Source organism: Flavobacterium laiguense, assembly GCF_003097655.1.
GTDB lineage: Bacteria > Bacteroidota > Bacteroidia > Flavobacteriales > Flavobacteriaceae > Flavobacterium > Flavobacterium laiguense.
Genome location: NZ_QCZH01000019.1, coordinates 44,867 through 57,733 on the forward strand (window position 1 = coordinate 44,867; position 12,867 = coordinate 57,733).

Annotated in this window: 13 protein-coding genes; 8 read left to right on the forward strand and 5 right to left on the reverse strand. The window is 37.0% G+C overall.

Annotation, left to right across the window (positions count from 1 at the left end; all coding sequences use genetic code 11):
- Nucleotides 1-178 precede the first annotated feature (178 nt).
- From DB891_RS13930 to DB891_RS13940, 3 genes are all read right to left on the reverse strand, one after another.
- Nucleotides 179-1,015 carry a glucosaminidase domain-containing protein gene (locus DB891_RS13930; RefSeq protein ID WP_116764220.1) on the reverse strand — a complete coding sequence of 279 codons (837 nt, stop codon included), beginning with the start codon at nt 1,013-1,015 and terminating at the stop codon, nt 179-181.
- A gap of 34 nt (nt 1,016-1,049) precedes the next feature.
- Nucleotides 1,050-1,940: a 1-aminocyclopropane-1-carboxylate deaminase/D-cysteine desulfhydrase gene (locus tag DB891_RS13935; RefSeq protein WP_116764192.1), complete on the reverse strand. Its 891-nt coding sequence runs from the start codon at nt 1,938-1,940 to the stop codon at nt 1,050-1,052.
- A gap of 137 nt (nt 1,941-2,077) precedes the next feature.
- Nucleotides 2,078-2,419, reverse strand: a complete 342-nt coding sequence (locus DB891_RS13940; protein ID WP_116764193.1) for a hypothetical protein — start codon at nt 2,417-2,419, stop codon at nt 2,078-2,080.
- Between the two features lie 92 nt (nt 2,420-2,511).
- On the opposite strand from DB891_RS13940, the gene DB891_RS17635 reads away from it, so the two are divergent.
- The 8 genes from DB891_RS17635 to DB891_RS13975 all read left to right on the forward strand — a co-directional run bounded on the left by DB891_RS17635 (nt 2,512) and on the right by DB891_RS13975 (nt 11,024).
- Complete coding sequence (locus DB891_RS17635) at nt 2,512-2,688, forward strand: DUF5522 domain-containing protein (RefSeq protein ID WP_189337154.1); 177 nt, start codon at nt 2,512-2,514, stop codon at nt 2,686-2,688.
- A gap of 472 nt (nt 2,689-3,160) precedes the next feature.
- Nucleotides 3,161-5,143, forward strand: a complete 1,983-nt coding sequence (locus DB891_RS13945) for a urocanate hydratase (protein ID WP_116764194.1) — start codon at nt 3,161-3,163, stop codon at nt 5,141-5,143.
- A 75-nt stretch (nt 5,144-5,218) separates the two neighbouring features.
- Nucleotides 5,219-5,776 (forward strand): DUF4136 domain-containing protein, encoded by a 558-nt coding sequence (locus DB891_RS13950; RefSeq protein WP_116764195.1) that lies wholly within the window; start codon nt 5,219-5,221, stop codon nt 5,774-5,776.
- A 336-nt stretch (nt 5,777-6,112) separates the two neighbouring features.
- Nucleotides 6,113-6,547 (forward strand): ACT domain-containing protein, encoded by a 435-nt coding sequence (locus DB891_RS13955; protein WP_116764196.1) that lies wholly within the window; start codon nt 6,113-6,115, stop codon nt 6,545-6,547.
- Between the two features lie 17 nt (nt 6,548-6,564).
- Nucleotides 6,565-7,809: a threonine ammonia-lyase IlvA gene (ilvA, locus tag DB891_RS13960; protein WP_116764197.1), complete on the forward strand. Its 1,245-nt coding sequence runs from the start codon at nt 6,565-6,567 to the stop codon at nt 7,807-7,809.
- Between the two features lie 73 nt (nt 7,810-7,882).
- Nucleotides 7,883-8,275, forward strand: coding sequence for a group III truncated hemoglobin (locus DB891_RS13965; protein ID WP_116764198.1), 393 nt, complete (start codon nt 7,883-7,885; stop codon nt 8,273-8,275).
- 136 nt (nt 8,276-8,411) lie between these two features.
- Nucleotides 8,412-9,191 (forward strand): acetolactate decarboxylase, encoded by a 780-nt coding sequence (budA, locus tag DB891_RS13970; RefSeq protein WP_116764199.1) that lies wholly within the window; start codon nt 8,412-8,414, stop codon nt 9,189-9,191.
- Between the two features lie 69 nt (nt 9,192-9,260).
- On the forward strand, nt 9,261-11,024 hold the full coding sequence (locus tag DB891_RS13975) for an aromatic amino acid hydroxylase (protein WP_116764200.1): 1,764 nt from the start codon (nt 9,261-9,263) through the stop codon (nt 11,022-11,024).
- 241 nt (nt 11,025-11,265) lie between these two features.
- Here the strand turns inward: DB891_RS13975 and DB891_RS13980 are convergent, their stop codons facing one another.
- Nucleotides 11,266-11,886: a DUF4230 domain-containing protein gene (locus DB891_RS13980; protein WP_116764201.1), complete on the reverse strand. Its 621-nt coding sequence runs from the start codon at nt 11,884-11,886 to the stop codon at nt 11,266-11,268.
- A 2-nt stretch (nt 11,887-11,888) separates the two neighbouring features.
- Nucleotides 11,889-12,845, reverse strand: a complete 957-nt coding sequence (locus tag DB891_RS13985) for a GSCFA domain-containing protein (protein WP_116764202.1) — start codon at nt 12,843-12,845, stop codon at nt 11,889-11,891.
- Nucleotides 12,846-12,867: the final 22 nt, after the last annotated feature.

Consider the following 12,867-nt stretch of genomic DNA (forward strand, 5'->3'; position numbering starts at 1 on the left):
ACTATTTTTTATTTGAGATAAGAGAGGATAGACGAAGAGATAATAGACTACAACTAGTTAGAAAATTATGCCTAAAAGAAAAAATATTCTTCCCCCTTTCAAAAAATCTCATATTCTATACTCTATTCAATCTATTATCTATTCGTCTTTTATCTATTATCTAATTATCTATCTGTCTTTACTTAACTATCAACTTCTGTCCTATCGAAAGCGCATTCTCTGTTAAATTATTTTTCTGTTTTAATTCATCAACCGATAAATTGAATTTTTTGGAAACCGAATAAAACGTATCTCCTTTTTGAATTTCATACAAACTGGCTTGATCAGCATCAAAATTGTCATTAAGCAATACTTTCGCCTCTTCTTTTGCCATTGCTTTTCCTAAAACTTTGGTGTCAAATTGACTTAAATTATACGATTCTATATAATTTACTAATTTTTCTGGATATTTAGGATCAGTGGCATACCCTGCCTCTTTCAAGCCTTTTGCCCATCCTTTGTAATCTCCTTTGGGCAATGTAAACAAATTGGAATATCTTTTTTTACCGGTCAATACCATCGCGTGATCTTGATAGGATTCTGATGCCTGATTGTATTTTCGAAAACATTCCTGAGCGGAGTCATCATCTTTATAAACCTTATCTCCCGTCCAATCGTTATGGCATTTAATGCCGAAATGATTGTTGGAGGTCATTGCCAAATCTCCTTTTCCAGCTCCCGATTCCAGAATTCCTTGCGCCAAGATAATACTGGCAGGAATTCCATATATTTTCATATTACTCATCGCCACTGCGTTGTATTGCGCGATGTAGGCTTTAGTAACTTCATTGGTAGTCATTGTTTTGGAAGTCACTGTTGCATTGGAGGAAGATTCCTTTTTTACCTGCTTATTATTTTGTTTTGTTTTAGAATACTTCCAATTAACAGGTTGTTTTGTAGTAACAATAACCGGTTTCGAAGAACCACATCCTATGAGGGTTCCAATTAAAAGGAATAAGATTATTTTTTTTAGCATGAAGCAGTATTTGGCTGTTATATTGTTATCGCTATTAAACGTCAATCAATGTTTTGTTTTTGTTTTTCAAAATCAAATTCATCCCTTGGATTCCCTGTAATCCTCCGGTATGAATCAATAAAATTTTGGCATTATTGGGAAAATAGTTTTTCTGAATTAAATCTATAACGCCAAAAACCATCTTTCCTGTATAAACTGGATCTAATGGCACTTGCGTTTGTCTGTAAAACTGATTTATAAACTGAACCAGTTCTTCATTTACCTTTCCGTAGCCTCCAAAATGATAGTCAGTTATTAATTCCCAATTTTCATTGGCGACAAATTTACGAATTTCATCTTTTAAAAAGTCTCCTTTTAATGCCGGAAATCCCAAAACTTTTTGGTGTGCTAATACGCTGTTAATAATCCCAGAAATGGTTCCGCCCGTTCCTATCGCGCAACAAATAAAATCGAAAGCGGTATCTTCTTCAGTCAGTATTTCTTCGCAACCTTTTATCGCATATTCATTGGTACCACCTTCCGGAACAAGATAAAACGAACCGAACTTCTGTCTTAGATTGGCTATAAAATCAGGTTCGGTTTTTAATCTATAGGCTTCTCTGGTTACAAATTCGAATTGCATACCACACTCTTGTGCAAATTGCAAGGTTGGATTATCGGCAATTTTATCGCCCAGCTCTTCCCCGCGAATCACTCCAATGGTTTTAAAACCCTGCTCTTTTCCTGCATAGGCCACCGCCGCAATGTGATTGGAATAAGCACCACCGAAAGTGAGTACCGTTTCCTGATTTTCGGCTTTCGCCTGAAGCAAATTGTACTTTAGTTTCCTGAATTTATTCCCCGATATAAAAGGATGGAGCAAATCTTCTCGTTTTATCTCAAGAGAAATTCCATTAGGCAATTCGTATGTTATTTTTTGGTTCAAAATTTATGGGTTATTTTAAATCTTTAAAAAAATTAACCGCAATCCCGATAATTATCGGGACGCAAAGAGTTCCGCAAAGTTCGCAAAGCTTTGCGTGCATTGCGCTTCCTTAGCGAGCTTTGCGGTTAAACAAGCATCTAAATTCTTTTTATATACAAATAGTTTAAAAAACTAAAAAAAGGCCTCGTTTTCAGATAGTCAAAATGGAATTCATTGGCGTAGGCTTCTCTTTCAAAACTAATATTTCTATAGGCCAAATTGGCGTTTTTATATTGTAACAAACGTACCGCATATTCAACAAAATACCAAACAAAAAAAGGCAATACCAATAATTCTAATTGCTGCCGAAGATGTATTTTTTCGTGGTTCACCAATACTTTATTGTCGAAATCATATCGATATTTTACAAACACAAACGGAAAGAGAGTTAACCCTCGATATCCTTTCGGAATTAAATATTTGGCAACAATAACAAACATTGATTATAAAATTTATAGATTTGTACAGGCAATTTAGGTCAAATAAAAGAAAAACACAATCGCCTAGTAGCGAATTTCAAGCATAAAACAGAATGGCAGAACAAAGTAATGAAAATAAATTAATAGAAGGAGAAGATTTTTATTACACCCCTGAGGGTTACAAATGTTTTACCGAAAAACACCATTTAAAAAGAGGGTATTGCTGTAAAAGCGGTTGTCGCCATTGTCCCTATGGATTTGATAAGAAAACGGGGGAGATTAGAAAATAGAATAAAGAGAAAAGAATATAGATTGCAGAAGGTAGAATTTAGATTTCAGGAAATAGTATTCTTTTTAAAATTTTAAAACATTCAATAACAGCAATGGACATCATTTCTTTAAAATATAAAATTAAAATCCATAAATCCTACCATAGGTCGGATATACGGTATCCCTAGTAGATGTTGTTTTTAGTGCATAAAAAAGCAACAAACACGATCGAATATTAGGTCCATAATTTAGGAAACAGACTCTTTTGACCTTTTCATTTGAAAAAGTCATTTCTGGTTTCCCTAAAAAGATCTTGATTCACGGGATGCGCGTGAGGGATAGAAGTAAGCTACCAAAGTAGCACGGATAGCCCGACCGCAATAGGAAAAGGGGCGACTCACGACCCACCTAAATCTGCCCCTTTTTCTATTGTGGTCACGCCCAGATGTTGCTCATTAGAACGATTAATTTTAAATTTTAAAAACATGAAACATGACTTTTCAAGAACAAATACAACAAGGAATTCCATCTATATTACCTCAACCTAAAGCGTATGAAGCCAACATCAACCACGCGCCGAAACGGAAAGAAATCTTGTCTGACGACGAGAAAAAACTAGCGCTTCGCAATGCTTTGCGCTATTTTGAGCCGAAGCATCACGCTGATTTAATGCCTGAATTTCGTAACGAACTGGAGACTTACGGTCGTATTTACATGTACCGTTTGCGTCCTGATTATAAAATGTATGCCCGCCCAATTTCGGAATATCCTGGGAAAAGTGAGCAAGCCAAAGCCATTATGCTAATGATTCAGAACAATCTGGATTATGCGGTGGCGCAACATCCGCATGAATTGATTACCTATGGAGGGAACGGTGCGGTTTTCTCGAACTGGGCGCAATATTTATTGACGATGAAATACTTGTCGGAAATGACCGATGAGCAAACTTTGACGATGTATTCCGGACACCCAATGGGATTGTTTCCTTCCCACAAAGAAGCACCGAGAGTTGTGGTTACCAACGGAATGGTAATTCCTAATTATTCGCAACCCGATGACTGGGAAAAAATGAATGCTTTGGGCGTTTCCCAATACGGGCAAATGACCGCAGGAAGTTATATGTACATAGGTCCACAGGGAATTGTACATGGAACAACGATTACCGTTTTGAACGGTTTCAGAAAAATAAAACGCAGTCCAAAAGGTGGATTATTCGTAACTTCTGGTTTGGGAGGAATGAGCGGTGCACAGCCGAAAGCCGGAAATATTGCAGGTTGCATCACAGTTTGTGCCGAGGTCAACGCCAAAATCACTCACATTCGTCACAGTCAAGGTTGGATCAATGAAGTGGTTGAAGACATCAACGAATTGGTTAAAAGAGTCGCTCAGGCGAAAGCCAATAACGAAACCGTTTCTATCGGTTACCTAGGGAACGTGGTAGATGTTTGGGAACGATTTGACGAGGAAAACCTTTATATTGATTTGGGTTCCGATCAAACTTCGCTTCACAATCCGTGGGCTGGTGGATATTACCCAGTTGGAATTTCATTTGAGGAAGCCAATGACATGATGGCCAACAATCCTGTTTTATTCAAGGAAAAAGTGCAAGAAACCTTGCGTCGTCACACTACCGCTATCAACAAACATACGGCCAAAGGAACGTATTTCTTTGATTATGGAAATGCATTTTTACTCGAAGCCTCTCGTGCCGGAGCTGATATTATGGCCGAAAATAATATTGATTTTAGATACCCAAGTTACGTGCAAGACATCATGGGGCCTATGTGTTTTGATTATGGCTTTGGTCCTTTCCGTTGGGTTTGTGCCTCTGGAAAACCGGAAGATTTAGCCAAAACTGACGCTATTGCTTGTCAAGTTTTGGAAGAAATGGCCAAAACGGCTCCAATTGAAATTCAACAACAAATGCAGGATAATATTCAGTGGATCAAAGGCGCACAAGAAAATAAATTGGTTGTGGGTTCTCAAGCCCGAATCCTATACGCAGATGCCGAAGGTCGTGTAAAAATTGCCGAAGCTTTTAATCAGGCTATTGCCAAAGGTAAGATAGAGACAGTTGTCTTGGGTCGTGACCATCATGATGTATCAGGAACTGATTCTCCTTATAGAGAAACCTCTAATATTTATGACGGATCTCGTTTTACGGCCGATATGGCGATTCAAAACGTGATTGGCGACAGTTTCCGTGGCGCTACCTGGGTTTCCATACACAATGGTGGTGGTGTAGGATGGGGAGAGGTTATCAACGGTGGTTTTGGCATGGTTCTTGATGGCACTAAAGAAGCTTCAAGACGTTTAGCTTCTATGCTTTTTTGGGATGTCAATAACGGAATCTCAAGACGCAGTTGGGCTAGAAACGAAGGAGCAGTTTTTGCCATAAAACGAGCTATGGAAGCCGAGCCTTTGTTAAAAGTGACTCTTCCAAATCTTGTTGATGAAACGTTATTTTTAACTTAAAGTAGCCGTTTTGTAAGGCATTGCAAGGGAAATTGCGTAACTTTATTCAAATCTAAACCTATAAAAAGCATTGTCATGAAATCAATTCAATCACTATTAGTACTACTTTTTTTTACATTAGCTTCATGCAGTTCGGTAACCGTAAATGCGGATTATGATAAAACGGTCGATTTTACGAAACACAAAACTTTTGCTTATATGAAAGAGGGAATCAACAAACTTGAAATTTCTGATTTGGATAAAAGAAGAATTTTAAAAGCAGTCGACGAACAAATGCTGGCCAAAGGATTTGTTAAAAGCGAAACTCCTGATTTTCTGGTCAATATTTTTACCAAATCTCATGAGGAAGTAAATGTTCATTCCGGTTGGGGATATGGTTGGGGATACGGTTATTATCCTTATTACGGATTTGGAGGCTACCCTTACGTAAGTTCTTCTATTGAAGGGACATTATATATTGATTTTATAGATGCTAAAAAGAATGAATTGTTTTGGCAAGGAATAGGAAGTGGTTATTTGACACAGGATGTTAATAGAAAAGAACAACGAATCAACGAATTTGCCACTCAAATTTTGGCTCAATATCCTCCTGTAATAGCTCCAAATAAAGAAAAAACAGAAAAGAAAAATTAATTTATTGTTTCGTTTACCGAAAAATCAATACATTTGCAGCTCAAACAAGAAGAATGAAACACTTAATTAACATCATTATTGTCATTATTATAATTATCATTCGATAATTATGGCGAGGTGTTATATAAATAAGTAATCAATATACAATTTATGAAACCTCCCACATCGGGAGGTTTTTTATTTTAAACAAACATGAAAAATTTAGCAACAATTATTAGTATCGTAATTATCATTATTCGTTTCACGTGACGAGTCAGGATTCTATTTTCTAATAAAGCCTTTCTCTGTCCATATAGAGAAAGGCTTTTTTTTTAACCAAAAACAAACTATTCAGTAATGAGACAAGAATTTACAATAACACTTTTCAGTGAAAAACAGGAAGGATTAATCAATAAAGTAGCCTTTATTTTGACTCGAAGGAAAACAAACATAAACAACTTCTCCGTATTTTTTTGCAAAACAGTAAATTTATATCGCTTTACGATTACGTTTATTGAAACAGAATTAGCCGTTCAAAACATAGTGTGTCAAATGGAAAGAATTATCGAAGTTTTTAAATGTTATTTACAGACTGAAGCCGAGCTTTCAACTCATCAAATTCTACTATTAAAGTTTCCGAATTCCGATGAAAAACAAATCACATCTATTATCAATGCCTTCCCAATTATTCAGGAAACTGATTATTGCGTTTATACCAGTAAAACGCACAAAGAAACAATCCACCAATTAGCCACCAAAATAGCCGAATTAGAACTAACGAGTTCCTTTTAATTCCAAATACAAAAAAAATGACTTTATTCAAAGCAATACAACAAGCCCAAAAACAATTACAAAATGTAGTTCCTTCTACTCCCTTGATTGAAAACTTAAATTTATCGGAGGAATTTGGCGCAACTGTTTTACTGAAACGCGAAGACCTGCAAGTCGTTCGGTCCTATAAAATAAGAGGAGCCTATAACAAAATTAGCTCCTTAACGGATGCCGAAAAAGAAACCGGAATCGTTTGTGCCAGTGCCGGGAATCATGCTCAAGGTGTCGCTTTCTCTTGCCATCTTTTGAAAATAATGGGTAAAATTTATATGCCAAAAACCACACCCAAACAAAAAGTCAAACAAGTGCAATTGTTTGGAAAAAAATACGTCGAAATTGTTTTGACAGGCGACACTTTTGATGACGCTTACACAAAAGCCCTAGCAGACTCCACACTCAACAACAAAGCATTCATCCATCCTTTTGACGATTTAAAAGTCATTGCGGGTCAAGGAACTGTAGGATTGGAAATTCTGGACAGTTACAAAGAACCTATTGATTATGTATTTGTACCCATCGGTGGTGGCGGACTGGCCTCTGGTCTTTCAACGGTATTCAAACACCTGAGCGCGAATACCAAAATCATTGGAGTCGAACCACAAGGCGCTCCTTCGATGAAAACTTCAATTGCCAATGACAAAAACACGGCATTAGACACTATCGATAAGTTTGTGGATGGAGCAGCCGTAAAACAAGTGGGCGATCTGACTTTTGACATTTGCCAAAAAAACCTAGACGACATTATACTGGTTCCCGAAGGAAAAGTATGCACCACCATATTGCGATTGTACAATGAAGAAGCCATGGTAGTAGAACCCGCAGGAGCATTAACCATTTCTGCATTGGATTTTTACAAGGACGAAATAAAAGGAAAAACGGTAGTTTGCATTGTAAGTGGCAGTAACAACGACATCGAAAGAACTGCCGAAATCAAAGAACGTTCCCTACTCTACGAAGGATTAATGCATTATTTCATGATTCAGTTTCCGCAACGCCCCGGAGCATTGAAGGAATTTGTAAACGACATTTTGGGCCCTGATGATGACATTACTTATTTTCAGTTTGCCAAAAAGAATAGTCGCGAAGTAGGATCTGTAGTCGTTGGGTTAGAATTGAAGAATCCAAATGACATTCATGCCATCAAAACCAACATGAATACCAAAGGATTTGAATACCAATACCTCAACGAAAGGCACGATCTTTTTACCCAATTGATAGGATAAATTAACAGATCTTTTTCTGTCGATTTTCTAATTATAGCCTACCTTTGCGTAGGCTTTTTTATAACCAAAAACAATGACAAATAAAGACATCACAAACATAGAAGACATTAAATTATTGGTAGACACGTTCTACTCTAATGTGCGAAAAGACGAACTAATCGGTTCTATTTTTGACGAGAAAATTGGCGATCGCTGGCCAGAGCATCTAGAGAAAATGTACCGCTTTTGGCAAACTGTTCTGCTCGATGAACACACGTATTCCGGAAGTCCTTTTCCGCCACACAAACAACTCCCGGTCGAGAAAGAACACTTTACCCGCTGGATGGAAATTTTCACCAACACCGTAGATAGTTTATTTGCAGGACCACTTGCTGAAGAAGCCAAACTACGAGGGCAGAATATGGCAGAAATGTTCAACCACAAAATTGAGTATTTCAGGCATGAAGCGAAGCATCCGCTTTTGTAATCTAAAGACAGAAACCGTACTGATTAAAAATTACCGCAGATTCGCAGATTAAAATATTTTAAAATCTGCAAATCTGCGGTAATTCATTTTCAAAACCATTGTATTACTTTTGCTACACTAACAAAACCAAATTACAATGACTTACCGTTTAAAAACAATCCTTTTTCTATTTATTGCATTCTCCTTTTTTACGAGTACCGCCCAGAAAGACAAAAACACAACTATATACCAATACGCTACGATCAACGCCTTGATGGAAGGCGGTTTTGACGGAGATATGACTCTGGCTGCATTACAAAAGAAAGGAACTTTCGGAATTGGGACTTTTAATGAATTGGACGGCGAAATGATTGGGTTTGACAATCATTTTTACCAAATCAAATCCGATGGAAAAGCGTATGCTGTCGTTCCTTCACAAAAAACACCTTTTGCCGTAGTGACGAATTTCTCGAAAGATCAAACTTTTTCCAGTACCCAGACATTAGACCTCAAAAAACTCTACGCTTTGCTGGACAGTTTATCGCCCAATAAAAATCTATACGTGGGGTATAAAATCAAAGTGAAATGCCAAACGATAAAAACCAGAAGCGTCTCCAAACAAACCAAACCCTATCCTTTGATGGTTGATGCCGTAAAAAAGCAGTCGGTTTTTGAGATGCAAACGATTTCCGGAACGCTGGTTGGCTTTCGATTTCCTGAATATATGAAAGGCTTGAATGTTCCCGGTTATCATTTTCATTTTCTTTCGGATGATAAAAAATCGGGTGGACACGTATTGGATTTATCCGCATCTAATCTTGAAATCGAAATCGACTTCATGGATGATTTTGAACTTCATATTCCTAACAATGAAAACTTTAACCGACTGAATTTAACCAAAACCAAAGCAGAAGATTTAGAGAAAGTGGAGAAATAATTTCTAACATAAAAGTTAGAATTCGCTTCTTAAAATTGTATTTTTGCATAAAACTATATCGATTTCGCCATGAACACAAACATAGAAAGCAATCCCTTATTAGAGCGATTGCCTAAACATTTAAAACAGTTTATCAAACCACAGGATTATAGCGATTACACACCTATCAACCAAGCGGTTTGGCGTTATGTGATGCGCAAAAACGTGAATTATCTCTCGAAAGTTGCCCACAGTTCGTATCTGGATGGTTTGAAAAAAACAGGCATAGAGGTTGACAATATTCCGAGTATGTATGGCATGAACCGCATACTAAGCGAAATTGGCTGGGCTGCCGTTGCGGTAGATGGATTTATTCCGCCTAATGCTTTTATGGAATTTCAGGCCTACAACGTGTTGGTTATTGCTTCGGACATTCGCCAACTCGAACATATCGAATACACTCCTGCTCCGGATATTATTCACGAAGGTGCCGGTCATGCCCCTATTATTGCGAATCCGGAATATGCAGAATACCTGCGCCGTTTTGGAGAAATAGGTTGTAAAGCCATTTCTTCGCATAAAGATTACGAAATGTACGAAGCCATTCGCCTGCTTTCTATTTTGAAAGAAGCCGAAGACACTCCAAAAGCCGATATTGAAGCTGCCGAAAAAGCAGTCGAAGACTTGCAAAATAACATGGGTGAATTATCTGAAATGGCCCAAATCAGAAACCTACACTGGTGGACAGTTGAATACGGTTTGATTGGAACTATCGAAAACCCAAAAATATACGGTGCCGGATTATTGTCTTCCATTGGCGAAAGCGCTTGGTGTATGACTGATAATGTAAAGAAAATCCCTTATGGTTTTTCGGCAGTTCATCAAAGTTTTGATATTACCAAATTACAACCTCAACTGTATGTCACTCCAGATTTTGCTTACTTGAGTTTGATTTTGGAAGAGTTTGCCAATACTATGGCTTTACGTACCGGTGGATTGTCTGGAATTAATAAACTAATCCATTCGAAAGCATTAGGAACCGTTGAATTGAGTACTGGTTTACAGATTTCGGGCGTATTTACAAATGTTATTGAAGACGAAGGAAGGCCAATCTATTTTCAAACCACAGGAAAAACAGCTTTATCGTATCGTGAAAAAGAACTGGTAGGCCACGGAACGAGTACGCATCCCGAAGGTTTTGGTAGCCCAATTGGAAAACTAAAAGGAATCAATTTGGCTATTGAAGACATGAGTCCAAGAGACTTAAAAGCGTATGGCGTTTATGAAGGCCAAACAGCTACTTTGGAATTTGAAGGCAATATAACAGTGGTTGGAGAAATCATTACCGGAAAGAGAAATCTACACGGAGAAATCATTTTAATTTGTTTTAAAAACTGTACCGTTACACACGGAGACACTATTTTATTCCAACCGGAATGGGGGAATTATGATATGGCCGTGGGTAAAAAATTGGTTTCGGCCTTTTCTGGTCCAGCCGATGTGAATAGCTTCGATTTGATTTCACATGTACCGTCGAGCAAAACCATTAAAGCCAAACATACTGCCGAAAGAGACGATCTAGAAGTATTGTACCAAACCGTAAGAAGCATTCGCGAATCTAACGACACGACGACTTCACTAGAACCTATTTTTACTAAATTACAAAATAATCATCCAAAGGATTGGTTGCTTTCCGTAGAAATAGCAGAACTTTTGAATGCCAGAAATGAATCGGGTTTAATGCAACAAGTGTTGTTACATTTGGAGAACCTGAAAAAACAACGTCCTGAAATCGAAAAATTAATTTCGAATGGATTGGAATTGATTTTTGAAAACGAAGAAACTGTTCATTAAAAATATAAACACACATTACACAGATTTTCAAAGTTTTTCACCTAAACCACAGCTTGCAAATCAAACAGCAAAAAAATAACCGCAAATTCGCAAATTTTTACATCAACATTAAAAATTTGCGAATTTGCGGTTAATACATTTTCAGAACTTTAGCCCCAGATTCCGCTATAGAAATCTGTATTTTTTTGGCTAAAATTCACTACGAAAAATAAGTTTGTACTATTTCGTGTTGAAACAAAACTTACAGCTTCAAATCCTGTTGTAACTGGCTTTCGTTTTCGATGACTTCACCATTGTATTGTAGTTTCCAGCCTAAAGAATTCGTTAAGATTAGCATTTTGGAGATTTCGCTTACCAAACGATTTTTCGCATTGGTTTTCAATGTCGATTTGTCTACTTTCTTGGCCATATTAGCTTTGACCGTCTTATTGATTTTGTTGTAATCGGCACCTGTAAATTCGTTGAATTTGCTTTGCTCCACATCATAATATTGAATGTCGGGATAAATAGCAATCTCTTCTTTTGGGATAGAAAGAATCGTTATGGTTTTATTCTTTTCATCGATATCATATTTCATTTGATGCAAATCATAAGCTACTGTCACCTTCGCATTCACAATCACGATCGCCTTCTTTTCAAAAGAAATCATATCCAAAAAGTACTTATTCGAATTCTTAAAAGTGATTACTTCCGAAAAATGTCCTTCGGTAACCACCAATTTACCCACATTCACAATTTGTTGCTGAATCAAATTGGTATTGTAATCCAAAGTTGAATCATCCCCTTTCTTGAACTCACAAAATTTGAATGCCAAAATTATGACTACTACAACAACTGCTCCAACTAAAATTCTTTTTAACATAATTAAAATTTCATAAATGAATACTGAGCCACTAATGTAGTAATTTTCGTTTGAAGATTGGCTTCAAACTTTTTATGGCTTTCAGAATTGGGATTAAATGGGCGATGTTGTAAACTTTTCTGAATGCTTTCAACAGCATCCATTGTTGCATAAGTTGCTTCTGAAATCGTAGTTTCCCTGAATCGTTCCCAGATATAATCAATCGCCATTGGACTCGGATGCAACATATCTTCAGCATAAAAACGATAATCGCGAAGTTCATCCATCATGATTTCGTAAGAAGGAAAGTATTCAGTCTTCAGTTTTAAGTGTTCAGTGCTCAGTTTGTCGTGAATCGCCGCAATCAAATGTGCTTTGCTGACTTGATTTTCGACAAAACCATCTTTGAGATGACGCACAGGCGAAACCGTAAAAATGAAATTACAATTGGAATTTATCGATCGAATCAAACGTATTGTGTTCTCCATACTCTCCTGAATAGTTATGACAGAAAGTAGCTCTTTTGTAAACTGCTTTTGAGGCACTTTATGACAATTGGCAACTATTTCGTTACTTTCAATGTTGCGATACACCCAAGAAGTTCCATACGTAATAATGATATGGGTTGTTTCCTGCAATTGTTTTTTAGTTTCCAAAAGAATTTGATTTAGACTCGTCAATAATTCATCTTGACTTGCACAACTCAAATCCGAATGTACTTCAAAACAATGCCAACGCTCATTGTGAAAAAAAATATCTTCATCTGTGAATAGCGTATCATTGACAACTCTATCAATAATCCTCTCAATAGAAACAGGATTAAAAACAATTCCGAATGGATTGGTCGAGCTCTGAAATTTAAAATACTGGAATTTATCTCCCATATTTTCAGCAAAGCAAGAACCCAACGAGACAATTTTGGAGTTGTAGTCTATTGGATTTGGGGTTTTGGGAATGGGGATTTGGGTAGTGAAGTTCATTTGCAATAGTAACTTTTACGGA